This window comes from Paenibacillus motobuensis, from assembly GCF_039521865.1.
In the GTDB taxonomy this organism is placed as follows: domain Bacteria; phylum Bacillota; class Bacilli; order Paenibacillales; family Paenibacillaceae; genus Fontibacillus; species Fontibacillus motobuensis.
The window spans coordinates 233139-249116 of record NZ_BAAACX010000016.1 but is presented as its reverse complement, the minus strand read 5'-3'; the positions used below and the strand labels follow the sequence as shown (position 1 = coordinate 249116).

13 protein-coding genes are annotated in these 15978 nt (G+C 47.9%); 1 reads left to right on the top strand and 12 read right to left on the bottom strand.

Going from position 1 to position 15978, the window contains the following annotated elements:
* From ABD014_RS19095 to lepB, 11 genes are all read right to left on the bottom strand, one after another.
* On the bottom strand, positions 1-1569 hold a 1569-nt coding region (locus ABD014_RS19095), incomplete at its 3' end, for a dynamin family protein (RefSeq protein ID WP_343863728.1).
* Between the two features lie 282 nt (positions 1570-1851).
* Positions 1852-2148 (bottom strand): NAD/NADP transhydrogenase alpha subunit, encoded by a 297-nt coding sequence (locus tag ABD014_RS19090; RefSeq protein ID WP_251411814.1) that lies wholly within the window; start codon positions 2146-2148, stop codon positions 1852-1854.
* Positions 2149-2184: 36 nt separating this feature from the next.
* Complete coding sequence (gene nth / locus ABD014_RS19085; RefSeq protein WP_343863725.1) at positions 2185-2853, bottom strand: endonuclease III; 669 nt, start codon at positions 2851-2853, stop codon at positions 2185-2187.
* Positions 2854-2957: 104 nt separating this feature from the next.
* The gene (locus ABD014_RS19080; protein ID WP_343863723.1) at positions 2958-5693 is read right to left on the bottom strand and encodes an S-layer homology domain-containing protein; all 2736 of its coding nucleotides are present in this window, start codon (positions 5691-5693) and stop codon (positions 2958-2960) included.
* Positions 5694-5827: 134 nt separating this feature from the next.
* The gene (locus ABD014_RS19075) at positions 5828-6475 is read right to left on the bottom strand and encodes a GerMN domain-containing protein (protein ID WP_343863721.1); all 648 of its coding nucleotides are present in this window, start codon (positions 6473-6475) and stop codon (positions 5828-5830) included.
* A 190-nt stretch (positions 6476-6665) separates the two neighbouring features.
* On the bottom strand, positions 6666-8096 hold the full coding sequence (locus tag ABD014_RS19070; protein WP_343863719.1) for an N-acetylmuramoyl-L-alanine amidase family protein: 1431 nt from the start codon (positions 8094-8096) through the stop codon (positions 6666-6668).
* A 197-nt stretch (positions 8097-8293) separates the two neighbouring features.
* The gene (locus tag ABD014_RS19065) at positions 8294-8893 is read right to left on the bottom strand and encodes a GerMN domain-containing protein (RefSeq protein ID WP_343863717.1); all 600 of its coding nucleotides are present in this window, start codon (positions 8891-8893) and stop codon (positions 8294-8296) included.
* 51 nt (positions 8894-8944) lie between these two features.
* Positions 8945-10543: an N-acetylmuramoyl-L-alanine amidase family protein gene (locus tag ABD014_RS19060; RefSeq protein WP_343863713.1), complete on the bottom strand. Its 1599-nt coding sequence runs from the start codon at positions 10541-10543 to the stop codon at positions 8945-8947.
* A gap of 304 nt (positions 10544-10847) precedes the next feature.
* Complete coding sequence (leuD, locus tag ABD014_RS19055) at positions 10848-11438, bottom strand: 3-isopropylmalate dehydratase small subunit (protein ID WP_343863711.1); 591 nt, start codon at positions 11436-11438, stop codon at positions 10848-10850.
* Positions 11439-11512: 74 nt separating this feature from the next.
* Positions 11513-12940 carry a 3-isopropylmalate dehydratase large subunit gene (gene leuC, locus ABD014_RS19050; RefSeq protein ID WP_343863709.1) on the bottom strand — a complete coding sequence of 476 codons (1428 nt, stop codon included), beginning with the start codon at positions 12938-12940 and terminating at the stop codon, positions 11513-11515.
* 502 nt (positions 12941-13442) lie between these two features.
* The gene (gene lepB, locus ABD014_RS19045) at positions 13443-13997 is read right to left on the bottom strand and encodes a signal peptidase I (protein WP_379340974.1); all 555 of its coding nucleotides are present in this window, start codon (positions 13995-13997) and stop codon (positions 13443-13445) included.
* Between the two features lie 201 nt (positions 13998-14198).
* On the opposite strand from lepB, the gene ABD014_RS19040 reads away from it, so the two are divergent.
* A complete protein-coding gene (locus ABD014_RS19040; protein WP_343863705.1) occupies positions 14199-15110 on the top strand; it encodes a LysR family transcriptional regulator in 912 nt (303 codons plus the stop codon).
* On the opposite strand, the gene ABD014_RS19035 is transcribed toward ABD014_RS19040, so the two are convergent.
* Positions 15098-15907, bottom strand: a complete 810-nt coding sequence (locus tag ABD014_RS19035; RefSeq protein WP_343863757.1) for a carbon-nitrogen family hydrolase — start codon at positions 15905-15907, stop codon at positions 15098-15100. The genes ABD014_RS19040 and ABD014_RS19035 overlap by 13 nt on opposite strands.
* Positions 15908-15978 lie beyond the last annotated feature (71 nt).

Here is a 15978-nt window from a genome sequence, read left to right as displayed (position 1 = left end):
CTCGCCTGCGGCGCTGCGCTGCGCCTCAAGCTGCGCAGCGGCCGCGGACCGCGCCAGCAGCGTCTCGCGCTGTGCGGCCAGGCTCTGCCTCGCCTCAGCCAGGCGCGGCGCCAGCTCCGCCAGCAGCCCCTCGGCTATGCTCAGGGCTGCCCGTTTGTAGCGGCCGGCAATTCCGGCCGCCACCTCGGTAGCGTAGCGCAGCGTGTACTCGCCAGAGAGCATTGCACCCTCCTTGATCGGCTCCGTGATCCATGACTCTTCCAGCTGCGGCAGCCGCTCGTCAAGTTGCTGTTCCCACCTTGCATCCCAGGCATCGAACCCCCGGCCCAGTTTGCGAAGCAAATCGCGCACATGCCAGTCTACCTGCGCTGCCGTCTGCTCCGCGAGCTTCTCCATGAAAAATCCCTTGCGCCGTTCCTGCTCACGCTGTGTCTTGCCGCGGTGGAACAGGAATCCGGTCTTGAATTCGGGACGGCGACTCTCCAGATAAACCTCTGCCGCGGCTCGTAAGGATGGATTCATAATATAAGAATTGTTCAGCAGGGAGTCAAGCTCCGCTACCCATTTCATGAAGGTAATCTGTTCATCATAGCGTTCTGCATCCTTCTCAAACGCTGACAGTTCATTCTCGATAGACTGCAATGCAGCCTCTCCGCCGACAATCTCCAGCAGTTCCTGCTCCCGCTCTTCTCCCTCGGCCTTGGTACGCGCGATGAACTGCTCTGCACCATAACGGATTGAACAGTTGATGCTGTACTCAAGCAGCTCTGTGCGACTATGCTGCAGATGAGTGATCGTCTCCGTAAGTCGCTCAAGCATGTTCAGCGGATGTGCAAGCTCCTTAAGCGAAATGTGGAACACACCGGCGGGCACAATGCCCCATAGTTCAAAAGCCTGCTCGACGGATTTGCGATAATCGGCAAAGGTTAGTTCATTCTCCCGATGCTTATCGATCTGGTTCACAACCAAATACAGCGGTTTGCCCCAATCCGCCAGACGTCTGGCAAAGGAAAGATTGCTCTCGGAGAGCACATGATTATAATCCATGACATAGAATACTACATCCGCTAAATGCAGCGCGGAATTCGTCGCTACCATATGTGCAGCTTCCCCTGAATCGACGCCAGGAGTATCAAGCAATACTCCGCCATTCTCGAGCAGCTTGATCTCATCCCAAATTTCAATCATTGCATATGTATTTCCGTCACGACAATATTCGTCCAACTCCGCCCTAGAGAGGGTGATAAGCTCTTTGCTAATACCCGCTTCACTCGCGACCTTGGTAAGCCTGACCTGTGGAGCTCCGTTTCGAAGCGCAGCGATATTCGCCGTCGTCGGGATTGGCCCGGATGACAGCACCTGCTTGCCGCAGAGCATATTGATCAAGCTCGATTTACCGGCAGAGAAATGGCCGCAGAAGGCCAGGGTCAATTCATCAGCTGCCAGCTTATGCAGGAGATCTTCGATTTCTCCGGATGCTACTCCATCAGCTCGGCTCTTGTACCATTCGCCAAGTCGGACAAGGCGATTATGCAGGTTGCTGCCTTGTCTATTTGTAATCGTTTCCATTGAAATATTTCTCCTTATAGTAGGATCATCTGACTCTATCCCTTTTGAAATACATACATTTTACCCTACATGTTCATCACATGGAAGCCTTCATTTGCAATCAATCGAATTTATGTATGATTTCCTTCTTTTATCTATATAAATTGAAACGATCACATCCTCAATCCAACTTCCCCCCCTTTTTTTACACGATTTGTTGCAGCTAGCGCCGGGACAAAAAAGGCTGAACGGGGAATATCTCACCCGCTCAGCCATCATGCAATTCTATTATATAGGTAACTATTATACAGTAGCGCTCTCTTCCGCGTTCTCTGCCAAATCCGTCTCAGTCGGGATCAGAATCTCGAACACTTTGCCATGCTGTAGAATCATAACACCTTTATGGCGGTCCTTCATCACAACGACTTCTGGCTTGACAGCCATACGCTCGAGATAATGCGCTGGAACTTCACCGGAATCGCTAACAGTAAGTCCCTCCAGCTCCAATTCATCATTTTCCTTCAGGTTCATTTCCATCACTTGTTCAAATACATCGGAAAATTGCTCAAAGTTGTCAGTATAGACAGAAATACATTTCATCTCGGTTCTCATCCTCACTATCTTAATCTGGTTTCGTCACTTATCTCTATCCTTGCTAAGTTGTGACTTTTTCATACGCTTTTTTCCTTCGCGGCATACATCCAGTAGCGGGCAATCGGCACAAGCCGGATTCTGAGCCTTGCAATGATACCTGCCAAAGAAGATCAGACGATGATGAGTCACGGTCCATTCTTCCTTCGGAACCTGCTTCATCAATTTCTTCTCGACCTCAAGCACGGAGTCATTCCAACCTGCCAGTCCAAGCCTCTTGCTAACGCGTTCCACATGTGTATCCACCGCTATGGCAGGTACGCCAAAAGCATTCGAAATGACAACGTTCGCCGTCTTTCTGCCAACACCAGGCAATTGAACAAGCTCATTATAGTCACTCGGTACTTTGCTATTGTACTGCTCAATCAATATTTTGCACAAGCTCTGAATATGCTTGGCCTTGCTGCGGAACAGACCGATCCGCCGGATGTCCTGCTCCAGCTCCTCAGGCGGGACAGAGACATAATCCTCTGGCGTTTTATATTTCTGAAACAAATCAGCCGTTACTTTATTGACGGTAGCGTCCGTACATTGCGCAGACAACAGAACGGCGATGGTCAGTTCGAACGGATTGCTGTGATTCAGCTCGCAGTGTGCATCCGGGAACATAACGGCGATACTGTCCAAAATATGACGAACCGCCTCAGCTTTCATCTCTTCACCTGCTTTCCTAAGGTCATTCAGCCTCATTAACGGTTAAAAAACCGTCCTGATCCGGGAAACATCCCGCATCAAGACGGTTCTTCTCACGAAAACGATTATTGTTTTTCGATTTCAATCAGCTTGTCGCCATTGAAATACAGAACAATTTTATCATTTTCCTTCAGTGATTGCACGGACAAAGTCGTGTCACCTTGGTGAATATATATATCATCTGTAATCGGGAAGCGATAATTGTTATCTGCTGCGCTCGATCTGAGTACAGAAAGCTCCTTGGTCAACGTGTTGTAACGTGATACTTGACGCTCCATCGAGGTCAATACTTTGACCAGTAGCGAGCCATCCGTGTCCTTGCGAACCTCAACATGATCCTTGGTATTCAGGCTGGAACTGCCTGAGCTTACAGATCCGTTACGGATAACCTTCACGCCGCTGCCAAGCGAGAATGTCTCACTCGTACCATCGAATTTTTTCAACGTTAATACAGAACCATCGACCTGCTCTACCTTACCGAGTGATAATTTCACTACATGCAGAGAGGTTGCCGTTTGTCCACTAAAGGTAACATTGATTGTCTGGCCTACCTTAAGATCATGAATCTTAATTCCGATGCCATTTTCTCCGAACAGTGCTGCCTGATCCACATAGAACTCATTGGAGATACCATTGGCAAGTGCTCTAATACGACTGTTGCTGACATTCACATTCGTAAGCTCGAACTGAACGGTCTTCTTGATAGCAAGTGTCTGCAGCGCATCTTGATTCGTGCTCAGAAAGGCAGTAACCGGATCGCCGGTCCTCAGTTCTGTCCAGCTAACATTGCTCTTACCGTACATAGAGACGGAAGGTGCGATTCCTTGATAAGGAACTTCAATCTTGGTACCATCAGCCTGCAGAATTGTTACATTCTTCTTGGTCGTATCCGTCGATACATAGGTACCTTCATATTTATAGATTACTTGCAACGAGAGAACCCGATCTCCAATCGAGGTTAGGCTGATTCTTCTGCCCTCGGTCAGTAGAGACTCTGCTCCTTCTAGCGTCGGGTTGGCAGAATTGTATTCCACCTTGGTCTTTTCATCCAGAGTAAAGGCATGTACCTTCTTCGCGGAATCCACAACCATCAGAGCTTTGTATTTAGGTTCATATTTAACGACAGATACAGCGCCGACGGATTCGGATTGACGACCGGTTACTTCGATCTTCGTAACCTGCTCCTCAGGATTGATCGTCAGCTTGACCTTGTCTCCGCCTTTGACGTCAGCGATCAGATCATCAAGCGTTGCTTCAGCAATACCGTTGATCACAATAAGCGGCTTCTCAACAAGACGCTTGATCTCGTCCTTGCCGTTCGCATTTGTGAAGCTAATCAACGACTTCCCTTCAATGCTAAGAAGCGTTCCCGTAACTGTCCGCTCGATGCCTTGTGTTACTTCGAGCTTGGTCAGCACATTATTCTTCACTGTGAATTCAACTGCAGAACCCTTTTGCAATTCGCCAGGGTTGTTTACCACCTGATCCTGATAAAGAATAATCGTACTGTCATCATACTTGAAAGTCTCTTCTATACCAGAGGCTTCTTTGATCTTGACCGTTTTCTTCGTCAGATCGAAATCTTCCACGACACCGTTACCACTCTTGTTCATGATCGCAGATTTAACCTGTACGATAATCGGCTTCTTCTCAGCAGTGAATGTCTCACGTTGAATTTCCACCGTGCTGTCTGGAGTCAGACTATCCGGCGCGATCGTATTGCCGTTTTGATCAAGGAACATTGTATTTGCGTCATAAGTATAGGTCACGGAATCATTGTTCACCAACAATAGCATCCGGTTACCGCTAAGAACTCTAAGCAGCGTTCCTTCCGTCTTCTCAAGCTGTTGGCTAGCGTCCCGCACCTCAACATATGAGGCAGAGCCTACTTTATCTACAACGAGCACCTTCGTATACAGCTGTAAGGCGGACTTGGATGCTTTCGTCTCTGAATCCTTCGTGAAGTATACAGAACGATTATCCAGCTTGAAGGTTCTTGTCGTACCGTTCACAAACAATGTCAGGCTGTCATCCTTCAACGAGGTGACGATGCCTTCATATACGTTGTCATAGCCCGGGTTCACATGTTCTCCGCCGCGGCTGAAGAAGGTTGCGAGTTGCGCACGCGTCACATTGCCGCGCGGATCGAATTTATTACCTTCGACACCTTTTGTAAGGTCGAGTTGAACGGCTACATTAACATAGCCACGTGCCGTTGCCGAGATACTGCTCTCGTCGGCGAAGCCAGTAGAAGTACCCGCAGCAGCTTTCGCTTCTGCTTCTTTATCCAAGGCGCGTACTAGAATCTTGGCTATCCACTCACGGGAAGCTGGCTTCTTGCCCCATTCTTCCTTCTCTCGGATGCTGGTGATTTCCTCAGCCTTGTCGATCAGCTTCTCCTGCAGAGCCAGCTCGACATACGGTTTGAAGTAATTGCCGACCGCCAGTTCCTTAGGCGCATTCTCGCCGCTGCCCAGTTTCGAATTCAAATTCATGAAGCGGATCGCCATAGTAATCGCTTCTTGCTGAGTAACGCTGTCTCCCGGACGGAATTTCCCGGCATCGCCGAGAATAATTCCTTCGGAAGCTAATTTATAAATATGCTTCTCCGCCCAGAAGCCGCTCTTCACATCACTAAATAATTGAAATGAGGACGTATTTTGTGTTTGTGCTTGAGAAGCATCTTCCTGTACTCCATCCGCAAAGGCTGCTGCGCCTCCTCCTAGACATAAGGCTGTTACCAGCACAGTAGATACCGCTCTGTTCATATTCCGTTGAAACTTGCGTTTATATGATGACATTTAATTCTCCCTTTCTACAAAATAATCTCTAGAGGTTGTTCAAAAACCTACTTTGCGATAAGAAAATCGGCCTTTGAACTCGACTTCTATAGATTTCTATTCGACAGAAGGTACCTAAGTTCCTCCAATTACGGCTAATTTCTTGTCAGCGGCTGTTCAAGTTCCACATGACCCATCAGTGTATCCACTTGCTGGCCGTCGACTAACAACTGGATCGATTTCACTTCAGAAAATTGGAAGAGAGTTTGTTTAAGCGCGTCAAGTGCCATCGCTTCGCCGCCAGCGCCAAGCCTTGCTTCGTTCGGCAGAGATAGATCCACTACAACCTCACCATTTTTTATTTGGGCAGAGTTGAACACGGCTTTTCCCCACAAAGGGAACAATTTTTGATCCTCTGTGCTTTGCAGAGCTTTTAGCGCTGCCAAATACTTATCATCGTCGCTTGCATAGGTGATTTCTTGCTCCACTTTTTGCATTTCAAGCATCTGGTCATCGCTGAAATAAGTCTCGATCTTTGCAGTCTTCTTCGCATTCACCGAGTTCCCCCCAGTCTCCTGGTTAGCCCCATTTCCTGATTGCCCTGAATCACCGGTATTACCTTCTTGCCCGCTATTACTTCCCTGCTCATTATCTGAGCTTTGCGAATCGCTATTTCCGTCTGCTCCCACCTGTTCCTGAGTAACCCCATTAGATGGGGACACCTGCGGCTTTTGTCCGCAACCAGTACTCAGGACGAGCAGAAGAGCCAGCATTCCTGATACAATTAGTTTTCTGTTCATCATCGTGACCTCCTATGCAAGGTAGTTCAAAAAGTCTACTTATAATCTCGAAATAAACCAGAAAGAGAACTCGGCATCTACTCTTGAATTTAGCCGGTCCTTCACGCTTTTTGAACAGTCATTTAATTAGGTAGTTCAAAAAGTCCGCTTTTGAGCGAACTTTTTGAACTCGGATTTGAGTAACTTTAAGTGATTACATTCCGAAATACTCTTTAATTCCTTTTACAATTCCGTTAGCTACACTATCCTGAAATTGCTCCGTATACATTTTGGATTCGTCATCACTATTGCTGAGGAATCCACATTCCAGCAGTACAGCGGGCATCTTCGTTTCCCGGGTTACATGCAGGCTTTGCGTTTTAACTTTACGATCAGCGAGCCCCGTAGACTGCACAAGATATTTATGCATGACATTAGCAAGCTGAGCGCTATCCGAGCGAGTATAGAACGTCTCCACGCCTGTCGCTGTTGACGGTCCTGAGTTGCCATGAATAGATACAAAGATATCCGCATTCAATTTATTAGCCAGACTGGAGCGATCACTCAATGTCGGATATGTATCGCTCTCCCGAGTCATAACAACTTCGATTTGCGATTCCTTCAGAAGCAACGCCTGAACCTTCAGCGCAACAGCCAGAGTAAAGTCTTTCTCATTCTTCTTGGTAATACTGATTGCTCCTGGATCGCTTCCTCCGTGGCCAGCATCGATAATAACGAGCTTCTTACCATTGCCACCGCCCCCCGGAGTAGTTCCTGGAGAAGTAGAATCCTCAACATTAAGATCAATAATGACAAGTCCATCATTGTTGTTCACGAGTTTATATTTCTTGGCACTATCCATATCCATGACAACCCGTACGGTCGAAGGATTGTCGCTGAACAATGCATAGCGTATCCGTGATATCCCCGGATAATCGCTCACTTCCAGCGATCCGTTCTTGTTACTGTCCAAGTTCTGTCCAGTTGCAAAGCTGTCGCCGAAGCGAGCATTCGGAATATCGATAACGATCCGATCCGGCCCATTCATCGTGAACACACTTGGCTTCACATTCTTGTCCACTGCAATCATAAGCTGATTGTTACTGAAGCTGATTCCATTGATATTAGCCAAATTCTCTACCTGTCCAGGATTGGACGGTTGATTGCCACTGCCTGCGTTTCCACCGCTTCCCGAGCCTGATCCGGAATTTGGAGATACAAGATATGCGGTCTTCGCCTTATTGTCCCAGCTCACCTTTAGACCCATCTGCTCCCCTACAAAGCGAAGCGGAACGATCACCGTGTCACTCACTAATTTCGGAGCCATCGGCAGTCTTACGCTATCACCATTGACGATAGCCGTGCTCTGATCCACGACCAGTTTCAATACAGTATCTAATTGCTGTATAGTTACCGTGCGCGTCTTTTTCTCCCAATTGACGTCAAAACCCAGTTCCTCCGAGACGACACGAATTGGAATCATTACATTGCCCTTCAGATTCTGAACCTGTCCGTTCGCAGGCAAATTCAGTGCTTTTCCATCCAAAACGACGCTTGTACCACCCGAGGCGGCATGTCCCATCTGTGGAAGGACTAGCATAAACATTACAAAAAACATCAACACACCGAAGCCAATTTTTTTCATCCTTCACCCCTACCATTCAAGTATTTTGACTCATGATGTCGGGCAACTGATAATAGCCCCGGCCACCATCAGACGAAATATTAGACGTCCAAAACTCACAAAAGTTGCGATAATATGCCAATTTTCTTATTTTGCAAAATACAAAAAAAATAGTTTCCGAGATTCTCGGAAACTATTGCTATCAGAATTTGGGACTATCATCTAGTAATTGGATGGTCTAAATCAACATGCCCCATCAGCGACTCAAGCTGCTCTCCATCCACGGTCACTTCGATGCTGTCCACCTCAGTAAATTGGAACATCGTCTTCTTCAGAGCTTCGATCGCAAGCGATTCTCCACCAGCACCAAGCCTAGCCTCAGGCGGAAGTGTAATATCGATCACGAGTTGCCCTTTTGAGAAATCCAACGCATTAAGTTCAACCTTGTCCCACAGCGATATCAATCCCTCATCTGCCATCTGCAGAGCTTTAAAGGCTGTCTCATACTTATCGTTCGCATCGGTATATGTTATCTCACGCTCGACCGGCTTCAAATCCATAATATCCTCATCGGTAAAATATAGCGTTACTTCAGCCTTCAGTTGTTCTGGAGTACCCGGATCGGTAATCCCGCTCTGTCCGTTCTGCCCCTGCCCTGCATTGTCTCCACCGCCATTCGAACCCGGTGTCGCAGCTACCGGGTCCTGGATTGATGAAGAGCCGTCATTTCCTTGCGGTGAAGCCTCCGGTTTCTGGCCACAGCCAACAGCCGCAATCATCAATATTGCCAGCAATCCTGAGAGCCATAATTTCTTCATACTTCATTCCCCCTTTGGGACTTACGCATTTTCAAGCGTCTAAATGGATAATTACAGTCCTAAATATTCCTTAATACCTGCAACAATTCCCTCAGCAACACTTTGCTGGAAATCCTCGCTATACATCAGGGCGTCATCCTTATCATGACTCAAATACCCGACCTCAAGCAACACCGCAGGCATCTTTGTCTCTCTCGTAACATGAAGACTGCTATAACGCACCTTACGATCAGCAAGCCCTGTCGCCGCTACCAAATGCTTATGCATAACGTTCGCTAACGGGATACTCTCTTCTCTCGTATAGTACGTCTCGGAACCGCTAGGATTAGCAGGTGGATCAATGCTGTTCCCATGAATCGATATGAATATATCCGCATTCAGGTCATTTGCCAGCTTAGCTCTGTCCTGCAGGCTTACCGTGACATCAGTCGTTCTCGTTAGGACGAAATCGATATCCGGCTCTTGTTCCAGCAGAGCTTGTACCTTTAAGCCGACGGCCAAAGTAAAATCCTTCTCCTGTTTCTTGCTCTTGCTCGTAGCCCCTGGTTGCGTCCCGCCATGGCCAGGATCAATCACAACGATCCTTTTCCCGTTGCCGCTGGAAGGGGGCGGTGTAACTACCGTAGATTCCGTCAAATCTATCGTAATCAGTCCTAGTCCATCTCGAGTAACTGAATATGGACTTGGTGCTTTGAGATCAAGTACAATGCGAACCGTATCTGGATTGCGAGTAAATAGAGCATAGCGGATCTGTGATACGCTAGGATGATCCGTCACGGCAAACTCCCCACGCATTGTGTCGTCCAACGACAAGGCACTTGCAAATTGTTCGGAGAAAGAGGTCTGTGGCAGATCGATGACGATCCGATCAGGCCCGTCCATCTTGAACACACTCGGCTCAATATCGCTAGATGCCGAGAGTTGCAGACGATTATCACTGAAGCTGATCCCATTCAGCATCGCTTGTGTCGCTGAAGGGACAGTGCTTCCGCCACCGTTAGAATTACCTTGCTGCGGAACGTTCTCCGGTGTCCTGCCCTCTTCATTAGGATTCGAGGCGGATTTGCCTCCTCCGACACCCGAACCCGATCCACCGTCAGGACTGTATAAATGAGCGGATTTGGTCTTATTATCCCAGCTTACTTGAAGTCCCATCTCTTCGCCAACGAAGCGAAGCGGAATGAGGGTAGTGTTATTCTGCAGAAAAGGCGCCGTCCTTAGGGTAATCTCCCGATCCCCGGATTGTGCCAACTTCTCGCCGATCACGAATTTAAGAGTTGTGTCAGCCTGGGAGACCGTAACACTCCCTGTCTTCTTCTCCCACGCAACATCATATCCAAGTCCTTCTAATACAACGCGCAGAGGTACCATAACATTCCCGTCGACGATTCCAGCCTGCGCCTTCTCAGGCTGCGTCAACTCGTGACCGTCAAGATAAATATGGGTGCTGACCGGGGAAGCCGCTTGGCTGATTCCCGGAACAGCCAACAAACAGAGCATAAACAGTACTATGAACCTCAATTTCTTCATCATCATATCCCTACCATTCTCGTAATTTACCGCGAGATCGCAGCAAGTGCGAGCAGCACCAACAACTTCTGCAGCAAGATCTGACAAAGCAAATTTCCGGCATCCGACATTCAATAACACTACATCCACCCGACATCTGACAAATCCCTGACAACCGTCCGACAAACAAAAAACTCAATAACCGCACAGTTTGCTAATAACTTCCATGATATCAGATTATAGCGTTTTCTGATAGACTCCTATTTCATAGAATGACAAATGCGTACAAAATTCATAACGAAGTTTTCATGAAGAAAGTTTCATATTCGAGGGCATTTCTCCCAAATCTAGTTGCAGTAAATTTGCAGTCCATAAAAAAGAAGCCGACTCCCTTCTTCTCCGAGATGGAGGGAACGGGGAATCGGCTATCGATGAAATGATTAGCTTAAGCGAATTTCCGCTGCTCGTAGGCAGTGATCAATTCTTCATGCTGCAGTGTCAAACCGATGTCATCCAGACCTTGCAGCAGAAATTGACGACGGTGCTCGTCAAGATCGAAGGAGATACTTAGCCCGAACTCATCAGTAATCGTCTTGCTCTCCAGATCGACGCTCAGCTTATAGCCTTCATGCTGTGCTGTACGCTGGAACAGTTCCTCCACTTGCTCCTCCGACAATTTGATCGGCAGAATACCGTTCTTGAAGCAGTTATTATAGAAAATATCTGCAAAAGATGGTGCAATTACACAACGGAACCCATAATCAAGGATCGACCATGGCGCATGCTCCCGGGAAGAGCCGCAGCCAAAGTTGGCACGGGAGATCAGAACCGATGCTCCGCTATAACGCGGCTTATTGAGTTCGAACTCCGGATTCACATTACCTTCTGTGTCGAAGCGCCATTCATAGAACAGAAATTGTCCGAATCCAGTACGCTCAATACGCTTCAAAAATTGCTTTGGAATTATCGCATCCGTATCCACATTCACCCGATCTACTGGACCGACGATACCTGTTAATTTATTAAATGCTTCCATGATAATGCTCCCCTCTTACTTATAGTGCATGTTCAAAAAGTCCAATTTTCGCACCGAGTTTTGAACAACCTATTTTAGCTCACGATTTCGCTGTTGACATTCCATTCACGCACATCCACGAAACGGCCTTTAATAGCTGCAGCTGCAGCCATTGCTGGAGATACAAGGTGAGTTCTGCCACCGCGACCCTGACGGCCTTCGAAGTTACGGTTCGAAGTAGAAGCACAACGCTGACCTGGCTGCAATACGTCCGGGTTCATCGCCAGGCACATGCTGCATCCAGCTTCACGCCATTCAAATCCGGCTTCCGTGAAAATCTTATCCAGCCCTTCCCGCTCGGCCTGCAACTTCACACGACCAGAGCCAGGCACAACGATTGCCGTTACTTTATCGGACACCTTGTAACCGCGGGCGATCTCTGCTGCCGCACGCAAGTCCTCAATCCGACCGTTCGTACAAGAACCGATAAACACATAATCGATCTCAATTTCTGTCATTGGGGTGCCTGGAGTAAGCCCCATATATTCAATCGCCTTCTCGGCTGCTTTGCGTTCATTATCTGTAGTAAAATCAGCCGGATTAGGTACGGTTGCATTCACATTAGTCCCCATACCCGGGCTCGTTCCCCAGGTTACTTGTGGAACCAGCGAGTCTACGTCAAATTCAACGACGCGATCATATGAAGCTCCTTCGTCCGTATTCAAAGCAGACCATTCAACTACCGCACGATCAAAATCCGCTCCTTGCGGTACATGCTCGCGTCCACGCAAATAGTTGAATGTAGTGTCGTCAGGTGCGATCAATCCCGCTCTTGCTCCAGCCTCGATCGACATGTTGCAGACCGTCATCCGCTCTTCCATTGTGAGTGCACGAATAGCTTCACCCGTATACTCAATAACATAACCCGTTGCAAAATCTGTTCCGTACTGGGCAATGACGCCAAGAATCAGGTCTTTGGCTGTAACGCCCGGCTTACGCTTGCCGACGAAGCGCACTTCCAGCGTCTTCGCCTTCGCTTGCTGCAGACATTGCGTTGCCATTACATGCTCAACCTCGCTTGTACCAATCCCGAAAGCCAGCGCACCGAAGGCGCCATGCGTCGAAGTATGGCTGTCGCCGCACACGATCGTCTTGCCTGGATGTGTCAAGCCAAGCTCAGGTCCCATAACGTGAACGACACCTTGGTCGATCGTATCCAGATCATACAGCGTAACGCCGAAATCTTTACAATTCTGCGACAGCGTGTCGATCTGCTGCTTGGAGATCGGATCAGTAATGTTGTAACGGTCCTTCGTAGGAACGTTATGATCCATCGTTGCAAACGTCAGATCTGGCCGGCGCACCTTGCGTCCATTCAATCTCAAGCCTTCGAAGGCTTGTGGTGACGTTACCTCGTGAACGAGGTGCAAATCGATGTACAAAATGCTAGGTTTGCCTTCTTCCTGATAAATTACGTGATTGTCCCAAATTTTCTCATACAACGTTTTCTTTTGGTTGCTCATTAAATTCACCCCACACAAGGATTCGAACATTGAACAAGTCAGCTGCGGCACTTCTGCCCCTAGCCAGCGACTCGTATATTGAAATCAATATATCACTTAATTCTTCATTGTTCCAAGATATAATAACTATAATGACGATAGGTTTAACCTATAAGCAGAAATTGGGTGAAGCAAGGCAACCTATGCTTTGGCAGTGATTGAGGAGAAGGACCTTGGGAATTAGAGGTAACAAATTGCTAAATGACTTCTAACGAAACACGGTATCGCTATTAGCACCAAAAAGAGCCGTCCTAAATTGTAATGAAACTGGGTATCGCTATTTCACTAGATTAGTGGCTTTTAGACTGGATTCAGCCCAAATAAAGTTATGGTGTTTCGTTAGAAGTAAATTATCGTCGTTAATGGCGAAATAGCGATATGGTGTTTCGTTACAGACATGCGCCCCTGGCAAAATCAAAACAGGCACCCTTGACGGATGCCTGATAAAGTTCAATATTCAAGTCTACTTGAAATCAATTCCCATCACATGATCCAGCGGTACTGGACCGATGCTGCGGCTGTCATTGCTATGATTGCGGTTATCGCCCATCACAAAAACATCTCCCTGTGGGACCTCCCAGGTTTGAGCCGGACCCAGGTTCATTTGTTCCTTAATGTAAGGTTCACTTAGCTGAACCCCGTTGCGATACACATGGCCGTCCTTAATCTCGATCGTATCACCCGGCAGTCCGATGACTCTCTTGACATAGAAAATTTCATTATCTGCTTGGCCAGAAAATAAATTAATGATAGGATGCTCTAATAAATCGTCCATAAAAGTACGGCTCCGGTCCACACGACTATCTACAATAACGATATCTCCATACTTAGGAAGCTTATCTAGCGTGTGCTTGATTTTCCACGCATAGATTCGTTGACTGTCCTTCAGCGTAGGCTCCATGGAATGTCCATCCACTTTATAGGGTTGAATCACGAATATTCCAATCAATATGCTAAGTACAAATCCAATGATGATTGAAATGCCCCAGCCTTGAACCTCTTTCCATACTTTTCGCACACAAATACCTCCCATAAGTTCTACTATTCCTATTATACATAGAATGAATCGCCTATAACAAACATGTTCGACATTTATTACCGGAACAGGATATTCTATCTGACTAATCAAGCCTATATATCATATAATAGTTATAGGTAAAACAAATAAGAATGACAAATATGCATAATGCTAAAATCTATAAATCAAGAGAGGTACCCTATGGAACTAAGACAGCTGCAATATACCCTACAAATTGCTGAGGAGAAGAATTTCTCACGGGCGGCCGACAAACTGCATATCGCCCAGCCTTCGCTAAGCCAGCAGTTATCCAAGCTGGAGCAGGAGCTCGGTGTCAAATTGTTTCAGCGCAATACTAGCACGGTAGAACTGACCTATGCCGGGGAGAGCTTCATTGAACATGCCCGAAAGATTATGGATGCCGTCAAGGAGCTGCGCCAGGAAATGGACGATATCTCCCAGCTTCGCGCTGGCCGCGTAGTGATCGGCAGTATGCCGATTACTGGCTCGCATCTGCTTCCGTATGTACTGCCCGCCTTCAAGGCCGCTTACCCTGAGATTGACATCGTACTGCGGGAAGATACCTCACTTAATCTGGAAAAGCTGACGGCTGGCGGCGGTACCGATCTGAGCCTGCTCTCCCTGCCGCTGCAGGAGCCGACGCTAACCTACGAGCCAATTGGCGAAGAGCCGATCGATTTGGCAGTTCCCCCTCAGCATCCGCTTGCTAGTAAGGCCGGAGAACGGAACGAAATCTCATTGGCGGAGTTGAAGGACGAGCCCTTCATTGTATTAAAGAAAGGACAAGGCTTCCGGAAAATAACGATAGATCTGTGCCGTCAAGCCGGCTTCGAACCAAACGTCGTATTTGAGAGCAATAACATTGAGACCGTCCAGTCATTAGTTGCTGCTGGGATGGGAATTACACTCGTCCCCCACTTCATAGCAAGAGCCAAGCGCAGCGAGCTAATTCCCGTGTATCTTCCACTCGCCGACCCTGCTCCTAGTCGGACACTCGTGATCGCCTATCGCAAAGGGCGCTATTTATCAAAAGCTGCGGAGGCCTTCATCGAAACGTTCAAACAGACGCTGGCAGAACGCTACAGTTCATAAGCCGATGGTCGACGATCCTTGAACACTGGAATCCGTTCTCGCACCTGATGGACGAGGGTCAGATCGAGCTGGCCGGTAATGATCCCCTCTGTCTCCCCGCCCTCGGCGATCCATTCCCCCCAGGGATCGATGATCGCCGAATGTCCAAAGAAATAATCATCGCCATTTCTGCCAGTCGTATTGCAGGCGATCACATACATTTGATTCTCGATGGCCCGTGCGGTCAACAAAGTGCGCCAGTGTTGCAGGCGTGGGTGCGGCCACTGGGCCGGCACGAACATGATCTGCGCCCCGTTCAGCGACAATGTACGGGCCAGTTCGGGGAAGCGGATATCATAACAGATCGACGCCCCAGCCCTTATGCCGTCCAATTCAAAGGTAACGGCCTGATCTCCTGCCGCCAAATACTTGTCCTCATTCATAAGTCCGAACAAATGAATCTTGGAATAGGCCGCTACTTCAACGCCCGTCCGGTCGAAGACCAGCATTGTATTGTATACCTTATCCTCTCTCTTCTCAGCAACGGATCCGGCAACGATATGAACCTTAAATTTATGTGCAAATTCCGAAATCCAGCGACGACTCGCCAGTCCTTCAGGGTCGGCAAGCTCATCAATTTGTTCAAGCGCATATCCCGTATTCCACATTTCAGGAAGAACGATAATATCGGGCTTCAAGGCGGCTTCTGCAGCCTGCTGTATTTTACTTTCCAGGACTTCTCGATTTCGATCCGGCTCACCTGTCGTGATCTCTGTTTGAATTAGAGCAATTTGCCACTTAGTCTGATCTTCCACTATTTTTGTCTCCCTTCTAAAAGCATTTGTCAACCAACCACATGGCTGCCACCGCATATATGCTATTGCCGATA

Excerpts from the sequence above, each read along its gene's own strand:
- ABD014_RS19090 (WP_251411814.1), bottom strand. The coding sequence starts at position 2,148 with ATGAAATGTATTTCTGTCTATACTGACAACTTTGAGCAATTTTCCGAT.
- nth (WP_343863725.1), bottom strand. The coding sequence starts at position 2,853 with ATGAAAGCTGAGGCGGTTCGTCATATTTTGGACAGTATCGCCGTTATG.
- ABD014_RS19080 (WP_343863723.1), bottom strand. The coding sequence starts at position 5,693 with ATGTCATCATATAAACGCAAGTTTCAACGGAATATGAACAGAGCGGTA.
- ABD014_RS19075 (WP_343863721.1), bottom strand. The coding sequence starts at position 6,475 with ATGATGAACAGAAAACTAATTGTATCAGGAATGCTGGCTCTTCTGCTC.
- ABD014_RS19070 (WP_343863719.1), bottom strand. The coding sequence starts at position 8,096 with ATGAAAAAAATTGGCTTCGGTGTGTTGATGTTTTTTGTAATGTTTATG.
- ABD014_RS19065 (WP_343863717.1), bottom strand. The coding sequence starts at position 8,893 with ATGAAGAAATTATGGCTCTCAGGATTGCTGGCAATATTGATGATTGCG.
- leuD (WP_343863711.1), bottom strand. The coding sequence starts at position 11,438 with ATGGAAGCATTTAATAAATTAACAGGTATCGTCGGTCCAGTAGATCGG.
- leuC (WP_343863709.1), bottom strand. The coding sequence starts at position 12,940 with ATGAGCAACCAAAAGAAAACGTTGTATGAGAAAATTTGGGACAATCAC.
- ABD014_RS19040 (WP_343863705.1), top strand. The coding sequence starts at position 14,199 with ATGGAACTAAGACAGCTGCAATATACCCTACAAATTGCTGAGGAGAAG.